Source organism: Stenotrophomonas sp. Sm10, from assembly GCF_030985515.1.
Classification (GTDB): Bacteria; Pseudomonadota; Gammaproteobacteria; order Xanthomonadales; family Xanthomonadaceae; genus Stenotrophomonas; species Stenotrophomonas hibiscicola.
Genome location: NZ_JAPTFO010000031.1, coordinates 1 through 15,658 on the forward strand (window position 1 = coordinate 1; position 15,658 = coordinate 15,658).

At 69.3% G+C, this 15,658-nt stretch carries 14 protein-coding genes; all 14 read right to left on the minus strand.

All coding sequences use genetic code 11. The annotated features are described in order from the left end of the window. Positions 1-83: 83 nt before the first annotated feature. Complete coding sequence (locus O0J15_RS10705; protein ID WP_164145030.1) at positions 84-3,422, minus strand: ankyrin repeat domain-containing protein; 3,339 nt, start codon at positions 3,420-3,422, stop codon at positions 84-86. Next, positions 3,415-3,675 (minus strand): YcgL domain-containing protein, encoded by a 261-nt coding sequence (locus tag O0J15_RS10710; RefSeq protein WP_014648833.1) that lies wholly within the window; start codon positions 3,673-3,675, stop codon positions 3,415-3,417. Before O0J15_RS10710 ends, O0J15_RS10705 begins: the two co-directional genes overlap by 8 nt. A gap of 160 nt (positions 3,676-3,835) precedes the next feature. Beyond that, positions 3,836-4,276 carry a hypothetical protein gene (locus O0J15_RS10715; RefSeq protein WP_005420284.1) on the minus strand — a complete coding sequence of 147 codons (441 nt, stop codon included), beginning with the start codon at positions 4,274-4,276 and terminating at the stop codon, positions 3,836-3,838. Between the two features lie 61 nt (positions 4,277-4,337). Then, a complete protein-coding gene (locus O0J15_RS10720; protein WP_019661702.1) occupies positions 4,338-5,576 on the minus strand; it encodes a beta-ketoacyl-ACP synthase in 1,239 nt (412 codons plus the stop codon). Beyond that, positions 5,576-6,307 carry a 3-ketoacyl-ACP reductase FabG2 gene (locus tag O0J15_RS10725; protein WP_049454155.1) on the minus strand — a complete coding sequence of 244 codons (732 nt, stop codon included), beginning with the start codon at positions 6,305-6,307 and terminating at the stop codon, positions 5,576-5,578. The genes O0J15_RS10720 and O0J15_RS10725 overlap by 1 nt, the downstream gene beginning before the upstream one ends. After that, positions 6,304-6,759, minus strand: a complete 456-nt coding sequence (locus O0J15_RS10730; protein ID WP_134732095.1) for a hypothetical protein — start codon at positions 6,757-6,759, stop codon at positions 6,304-6,306. The genes O0J15_RS10725 and O0J15_RS10730 overlap by 4 nt, the downstream gene beginning before the upstream one ends. Beyond that, complete coding sequence (locus O0J15_RS10735; RefSeq protein ID WP_308305627.1) at positions 6,756-7,940, minus strand: beta-ketoacyl-[acyl-carrier-protein] synthase family protein; 1,185 nt, start codon at positions 7,938-7,940, stop codon at positions 6,756-6,758. The genes O0J15_RS10730 and O0J15_RS10735 overlap by 4 nt, the downstream gene beginning before the upstream one ends. Beyond that, positions 7,937-8,494 (minus strand): DUF3261 domain-containing protein, encoded by a 558-nt coding sequence (locus tag O0J15_RS10740; protein ID WP_019661706.1) that lies wholly within the window; start codon positions 8,492-8,494, stop codon positions 7,937-7,939. The genes O0J15_RS10735 and O0J15_RS10740 overlap by 4 nt, the downstream gene beginning before the upstream one ends. Continuing rightward, on the minus strand, positions 8,482-9,732 hold the full coding sequence (locus O0J15_RS10745; protein ID WP_308305628.1) for an NAD(P)/FAD-dependent oxidoreductase: 1,251 nt from the start codon (positions 9,730-9,732) through the stop codon (positions 8,482-8,484). Before O0J15_RS10745 ends, O0J15_RS10740 begins: the two co-directional genes overlap by 13 nt. Positions 9,733-9,785: 53 nt before the next feature. Next, on the minus strand, positions 9,786-12,140 hold the full coding sequence (locus O0J15_RS10750) for an MMPL family transporter (protein WP_308305629.1): 2,355 nt from the start codon (positions 12,138-12,140) through the stop codon (positions 9,786-9,788). Continuing rightward, positions 12,133-12,762: an outer membrane lipoprotein carrier protein LolA gene (locus tag O0J15_RS10755; RefSeq protein WP_134735288.1), complete on the minus strand. Its 630-nt coding sequence runs from the start codon at positions 12,760-12,762 to the stop codon at positions 12,133-12,135. Before O0J15_RS10755 ends, O0J15_RS10750 begins: the two co-directional genes overlap by 8 nt. Further along, complete coding sequence (locus tag O0J15_RS10760) at positions 12,759-13,184, minus strand: thioesterase family protein (RefSeq protein ID WP_111102292.1); 426 nt, start codon at positions 13,182-13,184, stop codon at positions 12,759-12,761. Before O0J15_RS10760 ends, O0J15_RS10755 begins: the two co-directional genes overlap by 4 nt. Beyond that, positions 13,177-14,727, minus strand: a complete 1,551-nt coding sequence (hutH, locus tag O0J15_RS10765; RefSeq protein ID WP_058979158.1) for a histidine ammonia-lyase — start codon at positions 14,725-14,727, stop codon at positions 13,177-13,179. The genes O0J15_RS10760 and hutH overlap by 8 nt, the downstream gene beginning before the upstream one ends. Continuing rightward, positions 14,717-15,658, minus strand: coding sequence for an acyltransferase (locus O0J15_RS10770; RefSeq protein WP_134735289.1), 942 nt, complete (start codon positions 15,656-15,658; stop codon positions 14,717-14,719). Before O0J15_RS10770 ends, hutH begins: the two co-directional genes overlap by 11 nt.

A 15,658-nucleotide genomic window follows, 5' to 3' on the forward strand; every position in this document is an offset into this window, starting at 1 on the left:
GCCGGCCGCTGGCCGGCAATCCCGTGTTCCCGGAGATGTCATGAGGTAGCCGGCCAGCGGCCGGCACTACCGTTTTCCAGCGATCAGCCGTTGTCGCGCAGGAACCGCGCCATCGACGAAACGCCCGGCACGCGCGGTTCGAACTCACCGGCCACGTCGATGAAGCCGCGCATCACGGCGATCTCGCGCGGGCTGCGGTTGAGGCTGTCGCGTGCTTCCGGATCCGCCCCCGCGCGCAGCAGGCGCTGCACCAGCAGCGGCAGGCCATGCAGCGCGGCCAAATGCAACGGGCCGAAGCCGCGCGGATCACGCACGTCCAGGCTCACGTCCTCATCCAGCAGGCGCTCTACCGCCGCCATCACCACCTGCTCGTCGCAGGCGGTACCCGGCTCGGCGCGTGCGCCCAGCAGCAGCAGCAGGGGCGTGACCGAACCGGCGGCGGCCTGGTCCGGCTCGGCGCCCGCCAACAGCAGGGTGTCGAGCAGGGCCAGCAGGCGCGAGCGGTCGCGGGCACTGAAACCGTACAGCGCGGCACAGTGCAGCGGGCCCAGCTGCTGCGCGTCACCGGCATGCACGTCGGCACCGGCAGTGAGCAGGCGCGCGACGATGTCCGGCAGACCCAGCGCCGAGGCCAGCATCAGCACGGTCACCCCGCCCGGCAGGCGATGTTCCAGCTTGGCGCCGGCATCGAGCAGGGCCGAAACGATGTCCACCTGGCGCATGCTGACCGCCGCCGACAGCGGCGTCGCGCCACTGGCCGCGGCGTGCTGCGGATCGGCGCCGCGCGCCAGCAGCAGGTCGGTCACCGCCAGGTGGCCGCCACCGGCTGCACGCAGCAGTGCGGTGCAGCCCTGTGCGTCGACCGCATCGACGGCGAAACCCAGATCGATCAGGCGCCGCACCGCATCCACATCACCTGCCATTGCAGCAGCCGGCAGATCGGCCTCGCGCAGGGTACGGCGCGGCAACGGCCACACCCGCCAGTCCAGCCAGTCGGCCAGATCACGGCGACCGATCGACAGCGCCACGCCCAACGGCGTCTGGCCGTCGGCGGCGCGGGCTTCCGGCGAGGCACCGTGCTGCACCAGCAGCTTCAGTGCGCCTTCGCGGGCCAACGCGGTGGCCAGGTGCAATGCGGTCATGCCGTGGCTGTCGCGCGCTTCACGATCGACACCGGCCTTGAGCAGGGCCTGCTGCAGGCGCAGCCAGCCCAGGCGCACCGCGAGCGACAGCGGCGGATCGCCGGCCGGCGAGGCGGCGAACGGATCGGCGCCACGTTCCAGCAGTTCCAGTGCCAGCTGTTCCAGGCCACGGGCGGCCTGGTCGTGTTGTGCGCAGGCAGCCAGGAAGCGCGCCAGGCCGCCGCGGCCGGTCGGCGACAGGCCACGCTGCAGCATGACCTGCAGCGCCGGCACCGCGTCGATGCCACGCGATAGTAGAGCGAACATCGGCGTGTCGGAACAGGCGTCACGCACGTATGGATCGGCACCGTGGGCCAGCAGCCAATCGACCGCACGCGGCTCCAGCGCCAGCTCCGGATCGAGCAGCAGGCCACCCAGCTCTTCCGGCTGGCACAGCTTGGCCAGCGCGGCCATGCCTTCGGTGTTGCCGAAGCCCAGCGCTTCGCGCAGCAGGGTCAGCGGCGGGCGGTCGGGCAGCAGGCCACTTGCGCCGGCGGCTTCGCCACGCTCGGCCAGTCCATCGCTGACCGCAGCCGGCAATGGATAGGACGGGTCCAGCAGAGCCACGATCGCCCAGCGGCCGGCTTCGGCGGCGTAGTCCACCGCACGGCGGCCGACCGGATCGGTGGCATCGGCCGCGATGCCCAGTTCGACCAGGCGCTTGATCAGCAGCGGCGAGACATCCTCGGCCATCGCCGCCAGCTGCACCGCATTGCGGCCTTCGCCGTCCACCGCGACCAGGTCCGGCTTGTGCGGCAGCAGGTGCTCGATCACGGCGGCGCGACCGGCACGGGCCGCTTCCAGCCACGGCGTACGGCCCAGCGCATCGCGCGCTTCCAGATTGGCGCCGGCAGCCAGCAGCACGCCGATGATCTCGACGTGACCGGCCAGCGCCGCTTCATGCAGCGCGCTGCGACGCTGGCGATCACGCGCGTCGGCCCGCGCCTTGTGCTTGAGCAGCAGCTGCACGCCCGCCGGATCGTCGTCCTCGGTGGCGGCGGCGGCCAGCAGCACCGGGGTGCCATCGGCCGGTTCGCAGCGTGCACCGCGTTCGAGCAGGAAACGGGCCAGGCGCCAGTTGCCGACCTGGCAGGCCACGGCCAGCGGCGACCAGCCCTCGTTGTTCAACGCATCGACTTCGGCGGCGGCATCGCGCAGCAGCGCCGCCACACCCGGGTCGGAACTGCGCGCGGCATGGTGCAGCGGCGTGTTGCCATCGCTGTCGGTGGCACGCGAGTCGGCACCGTTGGCGAGCAGGGTCATCACCGCCTCGGGGCGGCCATGCCAGCTGTCACGGGTGGCGGCCAGCAGCGGGGTCATGCCCCGGTGCGGTGCGTTCACATCGACGCCGCGGGCGATCAGCTCGCGCAGCAGGCGCAGGTCCGGCAGCACCGCTGCCAGCACCGCCAGGCTGCGCTGGTCGCGCCAGTTCGGGTCCGGCAGCGCATACGGATCGGCACCGGCCTGCAGCAGTTGCAGGCCCCGGTCGATGCGGCCATGGCGGGCGGCTTCATACAGCGCCGGGGTCAGCTCCTGCGGCGCCATCGCCTCCAGCGGCGTGGTTTCGACCGCAGCGGAGAACATCGGTTCGCGCTCGTCGCTGGCCGTGGCCAGTGGGCCTGCGCGCAGCGACACCAGCGGTGCCGGCGCCACCCGCTGCAGCAGCAGGTGCAGCACGGGAGACAGCAGCACCACCGCCAGCGCGGCGGGCCAGTGTGCGCTTTCCGGCAGCAGCCCCGGCCAGGCCGGCAGCACCACCAGCGCGGCCAGCGCGATCACCAGCGCGGCCACACCGAGGCCGCGCCAGGCGCCCAGGTCACGCCCCGCCAGCGCCTGCCAGTGCTGGGCCAGGCTGCCGTCGAGGCGTTCGACATCGTTCCACAACGGCCAGGTGCGCCAGGCGGCGAGCAGGCCGGCACTGACCAGCACGCTCAGGCCCAGCACCGCCGCAAGGCTGCCGCTGTCGCGCAGCGCCGCCAGCGGCCAAGCCAGCAACAGCGCCAGCAGCAGCGGCGCGGCCGTCCACAACGCCAGCAGCGCCGGCAGGTCCTGGCGAGCGACCACCTTCAGCGGCAGCAGCGCGCGGCTGCGACGCCACCATGAGATCGCCAGCGCGAACGCTGGCTGCGCCAGTGCGGCCAGGACGGCACCCGGGAAGCCGCCCACGGCGGCGCCCAGCGCCAGCACCGCGCCCGCGGCGAAGGCAATTGACACAAGGCGCGGACGGGAGGCGTCAGTCATAGTGGCGCGGCATCAGGCTGGCCACCGACGGCGGCACCTGCAGGTAGAACCCGCGCTCGCTCATTTCGCTGCGGACCTTTTCCGGGTCAGCCTGCGCCAGGCGGCGCTGGGCATCCAGGGCCACCTCCAGGACGAAGGCGAGCGTCCCCAGCGAGGTGAGCAGCGGCGCGGGCAGCGCGCTGAAATCATCGCGACGGGGAACGTAGACGTAGGTGTCCGGCTTGAGTTGGCTTTTATAGACGTAGGCGTGCATGTCCGCGGGACGATAACCCGGGAAGAGCCATGATTGTGTCGGAAAGCCGACACCGGGGAAAGCCGTCAGCCGACGTTGGCGGCGTGATCGACGGCGTTTCCCCGGCGAGGTTCAGCAATGTGGCGGCGTCGTTCAGCCACGGCTGCCACCACACGGGCGCTTACTTGACCTTGGCGTAGGTGCCCTTCAGCGCGACACCCGCGAGGATGGCACCGGCGTAGCACTCGTAGTTGGTGCTGCTCTTGAACTCGTTCTTCTTGTAATAGCTGACGATGTCGACCACGGCGTTGGCGCCGCGCGACTTGGCACCGTCCTGCAGCGCGCGCAGTGCCGACAACGCAACCCAGCGGCAGGCCTCGGCATCGCTCTTGTTGGCGGCGTTGGTCTTCTTGTTGGTCACGTCTTCGCCCAGGCGCTGCTGCACGCTGACCGGCTGGCCGGCCAGATAGAAGCGCACGCTGCCGTCGATGCCAGCGTCCTTGGCGGCCTGCGAATTGACCAGTTCCTGCAGGGACTGTTCGACACGCGTGTCGCGGGCAGAGGCGGTGGAGGTCAGGGCCAGCAGCGCGGTGGCAGTGGCGATCATGAGAGTGCGGCGCATCGAAACTTCTCCTTGTCAGGGGTGCGGGTGGGTAGCGGAAACAGTGCGGTGGGACGGTGGTTCACTCGCGCCAGCGGCGGAACACCAGCGAGGTGTTGATGCCGCCGAAGGCGAAGTTGTTGCTCATCACGTACTCGGCCTGCAGTTCGCGGCCCTGCCCGGTGATGAAGTCGAGCTGGCCACAGCGCGGATCGACCTCGGCCAGGTTCAGGGTCGGCGCGAACCAGCCGGTGCGCATCATCTCGATGCTCAGCCAGGCCTCGAACGCGCCACAGGCACCCAGCATGTGGCCGACGTAGCTCTTCAGCGAGCTGATCGGCACGCGGCTGCCGAACACCTGTGCGGTGGCCTGGGTCTCGGCGATGTCGCCGTGGTCGGTGGCGGTGCCATGGGCGTTGACGTAGTCGATCTGCGCCGGGTCCAGGCCGGCGTCCTCCAATGCCAGGCGCATGGCCTGGGCCATGGTGTCGGCACTGGGCTGGGTGACGTGCTGGCCATCGCTGTTGGTGCCGTAGCCGACCACCTCGGCCAGGATGGTGGCGCCGCGCGCCTGCGCGTGTTCCAGGTCCTCCAGGATCAGCGTGCAGGCGCCCTCGCCCAGCACCAGGCCATCGCGGCCGGCATCGAATGGGCGTGGCGTGGTCTGCGGCGCGTCGTTGCGCACGCTGGTGGCGAACAGCGTGTCGAACACCGCCGCAGCGGTGGCATCGAGCTGCTCGGCACCGCCGGCCACCATCACCGTCTGCTTGCCGCTGCGGATGGCTTCATAGGCCGCACCCACGCCCTGGCTGCCCGAGGTACAGGCACTGGACGTGGTGTACACGCGCCCGGACAGGCCGAAGAACACGCCGATGTTGACCGGCGCGGTGTGGCTCATCATCTTCAGGTAGGTGGTGGCACTGATGCCATCGGTGGTGAACTCGTTGAGCATGCGCCCGAATTCACCGGTGGCCTCATGGCTGCCCGACGAGGAACCATAGGCCACGCCGGTACGGCCGCTGCGCAGCACCGGATGCTCGTGCAGGCCGGCTTCACGCAGTGCCACCTCAGTGGCGCGCACCGACATGATCGCGACCTTGCCCATCGAGCGGGTGGTCTTGCGGTTGTAGTTGGGCGGCAGCGCGAAATCCTGCGCCGGCGCCGCCAGCTTGGTGTTCAGCCCGGCATACACATCCCACTCGGGCATCGCACGCACCGCATTGCGGCAGCTGCGCAGGTGTGCCTCGATGGTCGGCCAATCGTGGCCGAGCGGACTGATGGCGGCGGCACCGGTGACCACCACGCGACGATTGGCGGCCATCAGAGCATGCCTCCGTTCACCGAGATCACCTGGCGGGTGATGTAGCCGGCCGGCTCGGACAGCAGGAACGCCACCGTGGCCGCCACTTCGTCGGGACGGCCGACGCGGCCGGCGGGAATCAGCTTGAGCGCGTGTTCAACCACTTCATCGTTGAGCATTTCGGTTTCGATCAGGCCCGGAGCCACGCAGTTGACGGTGATCTGGCGGCTGGCCAGTTCCAGCGCCAGCGCCTTGGTGGCACCGATGATGCCGGCCTTGGCAGCACTGTAGTTGACCTGGCCGCGGTTGCCGGCCAACCCGGATACCGACGACAGGGTGACGATGCGGCCCGGCCTGCGCCGCCGTACCATCGGCATGATCAGCGGATGCAGCACGTTGTAGAAGCCATCCAGGTTGGTGTGGATGACCTGGTCCCAATCGTCCTCCGACAGCGCCGGGAAGGCGCCGTCACGGGCGATGCCGGCATTGCAGACCACGCCGTAATACGCGCCATGTGCCTCGACATCGGCTTCCAGCGCGGCCCTCGCGGCCTCGCGGTCGGCCACGTCGAACACCAGCACGCGGGCCTGCTGGCCCAGTGCCTGGATCTCAGCCTCCACGGCCTGTGCCTCTTCCAGGCGGCTGCGGCAATGCACCACCACGTCGAAGCCATCGCGCGCGATGCGCAGCGCAATGGCCCGGCCGATGCCCCGGCTGGCGCCGGTCACCAGCACGCTTCGATTCCCTGTCATGCCTGTCCACTCTCCAGATAAGCCATCGCGTCGGCCGGTTCGTACACCGACACGTTGGCTGTCGCCCATTCGTCCTCACCTGCCAGGATGCGGCAGGCGAACATCCCCAATCCATTGTCACCCAACAGCTCGCAGCGCGCCTGTACGCGCAGCCGCGAACCGGCGGGGAAGCTGCTGCGCGCGCTGCTGTAGCGGCGGCTGCCGAGCAGGAAGCCCAGCTGCGGCGGCTTGCCGGCCGCACGCGCGCGGCAGCCGGCCCAGGCCGCGATGGCCTGCGCCATGTATTCGATGCCGACCCACGCCGGCACTTCGCCGTTCTCCACGAACAGGCCGGCCTCGGGCACCACCAGTTCGGCCTCGAGGGTGTCCTGGTCCCAATGCGTGATGCGCTGCAGCAGGCACATGTCCTGGCGGTGCGGCACCACCTCTTCGATTGCATACAGCGTGTTCATCGACGCTCCAGTGCCAGCACGGCGTTGCTGCCGCCGAAGGCGAACGAATTGCTCAGCACCCGCCGCGGTGGCTGCGCAAGGCGCGTGCCCGGTGCGACCAGCGGCAGCACAGGCAGTGCCGGGTCGGCCACGCCGTCCCACCAGTGCGGCGGCAGCTGCTGCTGCGGGTTCTCGGCCAGCACGATCCAGCACAGCGCCGCCTCGATGGCACCCGAGGCACCCAGCGTGTGCCCGGTCAGCGGCTTGGTCGAACTGGCTGGCACGCTGTTGCCCAGCACCTGCGAGACCGCCAGGCTTTCCATCGCATCGTTGTGGCCGGTGGCGGTGCCATGCAGGTTCACGTAATCCACTTCGTCGGCGCCCCAGCCTGCGCGCAGCAGTGCCTGCTGCAGCGCGTCGATGGCACCCAGCCCCTGCGGGTCGGGAGCGGACATGTGGTGCGCGTCGGCCGATTCGCCCCACCCCGCCAGGCATACCGGGCCGGGCTCGCGGGTGAGCAGGAACAGCGCGGCACCCTCGCCGATGTTGATACCAGTACGATGCTGCGAGAACGGATTGCAGCGTTGGGCCGAGACCGATTCCAGCGCGCTGAAGCCAGCCACGGTGAAGCGGCACAGGGAGTCCGCGCCGCCTGCGATCACGGCGTCGACGATGCCGGCGCGCAGCATGCGCGCGGCCGACATCAATGCCTTGGCGCTGGACGAACACGCCGTGGACAGGGTCCACGCCGGTCCCAGCGCGCCACTGCGCTGGCGCACGAACTGCGCGGCGGTACCCATTTCCTGCCGGGCGTAATCGAACCCTGGCGGCCACTGGCCCTGCTCGGCATGGGTGCGCAAGGCCTGCTCGGATTCACCGATGCCCGAGGTGCTGGTGCCCAACACCACCGCTACGCGCTCGGCGCCATGGCGGGCAATGGCTGCGCTCACCGCCGGAGCGATCTGCGCCAGTGCCACGTCCAGCAGGGCGTTGTTGCGCCCACGCAGGGCCACCGGCAGGTCTTCCAGCTTCGGCAGCGGCGTGCGTACTTCTCCCAGCGCCAGGGTGCGCCCCGGCATCAGGCTGTCGTTGGTGCTGAGCCCGCCCGGTACATCGGCGAACAGCGCCGACGCCACTGTGGCACGGTCCTCGCCAAGCGCGCAGACCATGCCCAGGTCGTTCAGGTAGATCGGTGCACTCATCGGTCCTGCCCGGCCATGTCGATTGATTCGATGCGCAGCGCATAGCCTTCGGCGCGGTTGTCCAGCTGCATGCTGCCATCGTCCAGGCGCTGCAGCAGCAGCCACACCGTGCCGTCGCGCGACAAGCTGCGCTGGTGGCCGTCGTCGATGACCTCCCAGCCGGCCGGCAGCGCTGCGGCGATGGCCGCGGTCGGCCACAGCGCGAACTGCAGGTCATCCAGCACACGCTCGGCACGCACCTGCGGCGGCAACCACGGCGCACGCTGCTGGGTCAGCTGCTGGCCGTCCCACTGCAGGCGCACGCCGGTCTGGCCCATCGCCTGCACCGCCAGCTGCACCCGCTGTGCATCGGCTTCCAGCAGCGCATCGAGGTCGCGCTCATGGCTGCCGAAACGGAAGTGCAGCTGCTGCTGCAGCGCCAGCGGCGCCGGCAGGCTGGCCGGCGACAGGCGCAGCGGCGGCAGTTCCACCTGTGGCTTGGGCATGCGCCCGGCACAGGCGGCCAGCAGCAGGCACAGCAGCAGGGCCGCAGTACGGAAGATCAGGCGCTGCACAGTTCCTCCAGCACGCGCATGCGACGGCCGCTTTCGTCGGCCACATACGGGTTGTTGGTGTCCCAGGCGTAGCCGGCCAGGATGGAGCTGATCATGTCGCGCACTTCGGGCTGCTGCTGCGGGTGGTAGATGATCTTCTGGAAACCGCCGTCGTACCAGCTTTCGACGAAGCGCCGGAAGGTCTTCACGCCGGCACGCAGCGGAATGGAGAACTCAGCCTCCCAGTCCACGGCCTGGCCGGCATAGCGGCGCTTGAGGCATTCACTGGCCAGCTGCGCGGACTTGAAGGCAATGGTCACGCCCGAGGAGAACACCGGATCGAGGAACTCGCCGGCGTTGCCCAGCAACGCGTAGCCGGGCCCCCACAGCGAACTGACGTTGGCCGAGTAGCCGGTGATGCGGCGCACCGGCAGCACCGCCCATTCGGCGTTGGCCAGCAGCCCGGTCAGGTTGGGGTCCTCGCCGACGATGGCCTGCAGCTTCTGCAGGTCGTCGCCCTCGTAGCGCTCGAAGAACGACGGCTCGGCGACCACGCCCAGCGAACAGCAGCCGTTGGAGAACGGGATCGTCCAGTACCAGACGTCGATGTGCTCGGGATGGGTGGTGATCAGGATCTTGTTGCGGTCGAAGTCCGCTTCGGCCGGAATGTTGTCGCGCACGTGGCAGAAGATCGCGCCGCGCACCGGGAAGTTGGACGGCGACTCCAGCTGCAGCAGCCGCGGCAGCAGGCGCGCGAAGCCGGAGGCATCGAGGATGAAATCGGCCTCGATGCGGTATTCACTGCCGTCCGGGCGGCGCACCGTCACCGCCGGTTGCTCGCCCGGCTCGACAGCAAGCACTTCGTCGCCGAAGCGCAGCGTGGTGCCCATGCGCTCGGCACCGCGTGCCAGCACGTTGTCGAAGTCGGCGCGCTGCACCTGGTAGGTGGTGCCCCAACCCGGCGAGAACTTCTTCCTGAAGTCGAATGCAGTGCGCGCTTCGCCGTGCACGAAGGCGGCACCGTTCTTGTACTGGAAGCCCGCCTCGACCACATCCTGCAGCAGGCCGGCCGCCTCGATGTACTCCATGCTCTGCGGCAGCAGGCTTTCGCCGATGGAGAAGCGTGGGAACTGCTGGCGTTCCAGCATCAGCACCTGGCGGCCCTGCTGGCGCAGCATCGCCGCAGCCACCGAACCGGCCGGGCCCGCGCCGATGATCAGGATTTCAGTACGTTCGACAGCATCCACAGCAGTGTTCATCGGTGCGTCCTTGTTGCTCGATCAAGTGGAAAGAAGGAAGTCGGAAAACAGGCTCAGGCCGGCGGCAGATCGTGCGGCGGCGGACGGAACAGCGGCGAGATCAGCCAGACCAGGCCGATGCCGAACAGCAGGGTCAGGCCGAACGCGCGCAACGCCGGGGTCTGCGACAGGCCCAGCAGGCCGAACGACAGCCAGGTGCTGGCCGCGCCCACGCACACCGCCAGCCAGGCGCTGGCATCGCCGCGGTGCTCGATCAGGAAAATGCCGTAGTCGATGCCCATGCCCAGCAGCAGCATCAGTGCCAGCACGTTGAACAGCTGCAGCGGCTGGCCGAACAGGCCAAGCAGGCCCAGGGTCAATGCGCCGGCAATCAGGGTCGGCGCGAACACGCGCCAGGCCTGGCGGCGGTAGCGCAGCCACAGCGCGCCGAACACCAGTACGATGCCGACCAGCAGCAGCCCGCCCATCAGCTTGCGGTAGTGGCCCAGCAGCTGCGAGAAGTCGGCGGTGCGATCCACCCAGCGCACGCCGGGCAGGCCCTCGGCGGCACCTTCCAGCGTGGCCAGGGCATCGGCGCGCGACAGGTCGTCGACCATCACCACGCTGATCATCTGCCCACCGACTTCACCCACCCACAGGTGGCTGAACGGCTGCGAGGCCGGCGAGGCCAGGAAGGCTTCGGCGGTGAGCGGCGCTGCGGCGAACTGCGGACGCTGCAGCGGCTCTCCCACCGCCTCGGACACGGCCGACAGCACGCCAGGTTCCACCTTCGCGGTCAGCGCGGCATCGGCCTGCTGGCGTGCCGGCGACGGCAGCCAATCGCTGATCGCGCGATAGCCACCAATGCGCTTGTCGTTGGCCAGTACACGCAGGCGCTCGGTCAGTGCTTCCTCGCGCTGCAGCAGCTGCGCAGCATCCGCGCCCTGCACCAGGTAGAACTGCGCCGGGCTGGGCATGCCCAGCAGCTGGCTCAGGCGGATCTGCTGCGCCATCAACGCTGGCGGTGATGACTGCAGGCTGCGCAGGTCGTCGTTGCTGTGCAGGCGTGCGATGCCGATCGCAGACAGTGCCAGCGTGATCACCACGAACATCGTCACCGCGCGACGGCCATGCAGGCGCGGGAAACGTTCCAGCGTATTGCCCAGCCACTGCGAGAACCGGGTCTGGCGGATCTCGCCGCCATCGAGCCACGGGAACCAGAAGATCACCGTGAGGAAAGCAGCCGCCAGGCCGACCACCGAGAACAGCGCCATCTGGCGCAGGCCCGGGAACGGGGCCAGGCCCAGTGCCAGGTAGGCCAGCGCGCTGGTCAGCAGGGCCAGCCACAGGCCGGGCAGCAGGTGCCGCAGCAGCTTCCAGCGACGATCGGCCGGCTCGGCCTGGCGCGAGGCGAACCAGTGGATGCCGTAATCCTCGGCCACACCCACCAGCGATGCACCGAACACCAGGGTCAGCACGTGCACCTTGCCAAACACCAGCACGGTCACCGCCAGTGCCACGCCGCAGCCGATCAGCAATGACGCGGCGACCAGCAGGATCGGGCGCAGCGAACGGAACGCCAGCCACACCAGCAGCAGCACCGCGGCCAGCGAGCCCCAGCCGATCGTGTTGATCTCACGGTTGGCCTGCACTGCGGCTGCCTCGGCATGCAGCGGCACGCCGGCGTGCAGGATCTCCAGCTCCGGTGCTACGGCCTTGGCCGCCTTTCCGGCGCGTTCCAGCAGGCCATCGAGATGGCGTTCGCCGTCAAGCTGGAATGCCGAACCAGGTGTATCGAACTGCAGCACGGCCCAATGCCTGCCCTCGGCTTCGAGCAGGCCGTCATCGCCCAGCCGCAACCCCGAGCCCTGCGCCTGCTGCTGCCACCATTGCGGCCACAGCGACAGCGGGTCCTGGCGCCAATCGGTCAGGCGTGGGGCGCCCATCGGACCGTACAGCGCAGCCAACGCCTGCTCCGCCAGCGCGCCCGGCTCGCTGCCCTTCAACTGCTCGCGCTGGGCCGGCGTCAGCAGCCGGTCACGGTACGGCGCATAGAACGCGCGCGCCTCATCGAACCAGCCCTCGATGGAACCACTGGGCACCAGCAACGCGTGATCGGCGTCCTTGGCCATGGCCGCAGCGAACGCGGACTGCGCGCGCTTGGCGGCGGCACTGTCCTGGCTGCCGAGCAGCACCACCACCTGCCGTGAACTGCCATCGGCGATGCGCCGGGTGACATCGCTCAACAGGCGGTCATGCGCATCCTGCGGCAGCAGCGCGAGGATGTCGGTGTCGATCCGCGATTGCTGGCTCCACAGCTGCCACTGCTGTGCGCCCAGCGCCAGCAGCAACACCAGCCAGGCGATGCCCAGCCAGTGCCACCAGCGCCGCAGGCGGTCCGGTGCGTTCGATGCCACGGCCTCACTCAAAACGGCGGGCCTCGTCGGCGCTGAGCGTAGCCGGGGCCTCGCTCAACGCGCTGAACTGGATCTGCGTGCGGTCCTTGTTGGCCTCGACGATCTCGACCTGGCGCACGTAGCGGTCGCCCTGCAGGGTCAGCGACTGGAAGGCCTTGGCCAGCATCGCCGACTTCGGCGTCAGCCGCAGCCGCCAGCCCTGCCCTTCACGGCTGGCCGCCACGTTGAACTGGCCGGACAGCGCCTGCACGTCGCCACTCATCAGCGCGAACATGATCGCGTTCACCGAACGCATCGCCGGCTGCTGCCGTGCATCGAGCTCGACACGGGTGCTGCCATCGCGCTGGCGGCTGAGGATGCGGTCGGCGGTGACCACCACTTCGGAGGGGAACGGCTTGAGCGTGGTCCAGATCACGCCATGCTGGCGCGCGACCACGAACTGGCCCTGCGAGCGCAGCGGGTTCCTGAAGCCGCTGACCTGCTTTTCCTGGCTGAACTGGCCACGCAGCACGTCCGGCCGCGCCACCGCCTGGGTGATCGCATCAATGGCGGGGTCGGCCGCCTGCACCTGCGGTGCGGCAACGAAGATCAGCGCGCACAGCAGCGCGCTGGAAAGACGGACAAGGGTGTTCACGGTGCAGGCACTCCCAGGCGTTCCCACAGTACCGGCGGGCACTGGTACAGCATTTCCTTGCTGGCCGCGTCCACCGCGACCTGGATGGTCATCGCGCGGGTCAGCACCTGGCCGCTTTCCGCATCGAGGATTTCATACTCAATCTTCAGCCGGTTCTCCCATTCCACGATGCGCGCGACCACGCGCAGGGCCTGGTTGAACAGCAGCGGCCGCACGTACTTCACCCGCGCATCGACCACCGGCCACAGGTAGCCCGATTCCAGCATCTGCGGATAGTCGTAGTTGTAGCGCCCGAGCAGCGCGCAGCGCGCGATCTCGAAGTACTTGAAGTAGTTGCCATGCCAGACCACGTTCATCGGATCGCAGTCATGGAAGGCAGGGGTCAACGCGATTTCGCCAACCCGTTCGATGGCCTCATTCACCGGCGTACAGCTCCCAACGTTGCGCGCGGATCTCCACCAGCAGTTCCCGCAGTTCGCGATCCAGCGCGCGGTCTTCTTCGACCAGGGCGATGCGCTGCCCCAGGTCGGCGTACATGTCGGCCAGACTGCCATGCAGCTGCGCATTCAGGCCAACCCGTTCGCGCAGCGCCAGGCCCTGGCGGGCAGCGATCAGCATCGCGGCCACCACCTGCTCGGTCAGCTCGATCACGCGCAGGCAGTCGCGCGCGGCAATGGTGCCCATGCTGACCTTGTCCTGGTTGTGGCACTCGGTGGAGCGCGAGAACACGCTGGCCGGCATGGTCTGCTTCAGCGCTTCGGCGGTCCAGGCCGAAACGCTGATCTGCAGCGCCTTCAGGCCATGGTTGATGGCCGCGCGCGGGCCGGTGGCCGCCGACAGGTTGGCCGGAAGGCCATGGTTGTAGCGGGCATCGACCACCAGCGCCAGCTGCCGGTCGAGCAGATCGGCAACGTTGGCCACGGTGTTCTTCAGGGTGTCCATCGCCAGCGCGATGTGGCCGCCGTAGAAGTGGCCGCCGTGCAGGATCCGCTCGCCATCGGCATCGATCAGCGGGTTGTCGTTGGCGCTGTTCAGCTCGGTTTCGATCAGCTGGCGCAGGAACGGCAGGCTGTCTTCCAGCACGCCGATCACGTGCGGCGCGCAGCGCAATGAGTAACGGTCCTGCAGGCGCTGTTCATTGCGCGGCGGGCGTTCGCTGTGCAGGTCGCTGCGCAGGCGCGCGGCGATGCGGCCCTGGCCCGGGTGCGGCTTGGCCGCGAACAGGGTTTCGTCGAAGTGGTGCGCGTTGCCGTCGCTGGCCAGCACGTTGAACGCGGTCAGGCGCGTGGCCATGCGGGCCAGGTAATCGGCGCGCTGCCAGGCCAGGCAGGCCAGGCCGGTCATCACCGCGGTGCCGTTCATGATCGCCAGGCCTTCCTTCGGCCGCAGTTTCAGCGGGGTCATGCCGATCTTCGCCAGCACCTCGGCCGCCGGCTGCACGCGGCGCTCGTGCAGCACCTCGCGTTCGCCGCACAGCACTGCCGCCACGTACGACAGCGGGGTCAGGTCGCCACTGGCACCGACCGAGCCTTCGGCCGGAATCATCGGCAGCACGTCGTGCTGCAGCAGCGTGGCCAGGCCTTCCAGCAGCGGCAGGCTGACACCGGACATGCCGCGCACCAGCGACGCCAGGCGCGCAGCCAGCACCGCACGGGTCTCGACCGGGTCCAGGTAACGGCCCAGGCCGCAGCCATGGTAGGTGTACAGGTGGTGCGGCAGTTCAGCCACCAGTGCCGGCGGGATGTTCACCGTGCACGAGTCGCCATAGCCGGTGGTTACACCGTAGATCACGCCGTCCTCGCGCAGCAGGCGGTCGAGGAAGTCGGCGCCGCGCTGGATGTGCGCGCGGAATGCCGGCGCGTCGCTCAGTGCGGCCTCACACTGGCGCTGGGCCAGGGCAACCACGTCTTCGATGGTCAACGGTGCATCGCCAAAGCGGCACACGGGTACGGCGTCAGTCGTCATGCGGAGCCTGATCCCAGAAGGGGAAGAAATTGAACCAGTCCAACGGGGACTGGATGACCTGCAGTTCCAGCCAGCGCGCGAAGCGCTGTGCCTGTTCGGCCAGCGCGGCGTCGCGCGAGCCACGCGGCAGCACGATGCGTTCGGCGAACTGTTCGAATGCCACCCGATAGCCGTCGCCCTGGTGCAGGCAGGCCATGGTGTAGACCGGGCAGCCCAGCGCGGCGGCGAGCACATAGGCGCCGATCGGGAACGGCGCGCGGTGGCCCAGGAAATCGGCGGTGACGCTGCGGCCACCCTGTACCGGCGTGCGGTCGCCGACGATGGCAACGAAGCCCCCCGCCGCAACGCGCTCGGCCAGCATCACCGCCGTGGCCGGCCCCATTTCGGTCACCTGCACCAGTTCCACCGCCGCCAGCGGGTCCAGCCGCTGCAGCAGACGGTTGAAGCGCTGCGCGTGTGCGGTATGCACCAGCACGGTGATGCGGAATCCCGGCACCTGCTCGGCCAGCACCTGGCACAGCTCCAGGCAGCCGATGTGCGCGGTGAGGATCAGCCCGCCCTCGCGGCGCGCGATCTTCTGCAGCACCAGGTCGCGGTGCAGGTGGATGCGTTCGGCCGGGTAGCGCCCGCCCAGGCCGAGGATCTTGTCCAGCATCGTGTCGGCGAAGGTAAAGAAGTGGCGCAGGCTGTCACGCCGTTTCGGCGCGTGGCCGAGCACGCCGCTGTGCGCCTGCAGCCGCTGCAGGTACTGCATCGAGGCCTGTCGCCCCACACGGTTGCCCAGCCAATGGCAGGCCACCACCGGCCACACGCACAGGCGGAACGGCCAGCGCCCGAACCAGCGGTGCACCCAGCACAGGAACAGCACGCCGGCCACCGAGGTGGATTCGCCGATGTCGGCCCAGTGTGGGGCGCCCTGCGCGGCCGTCAT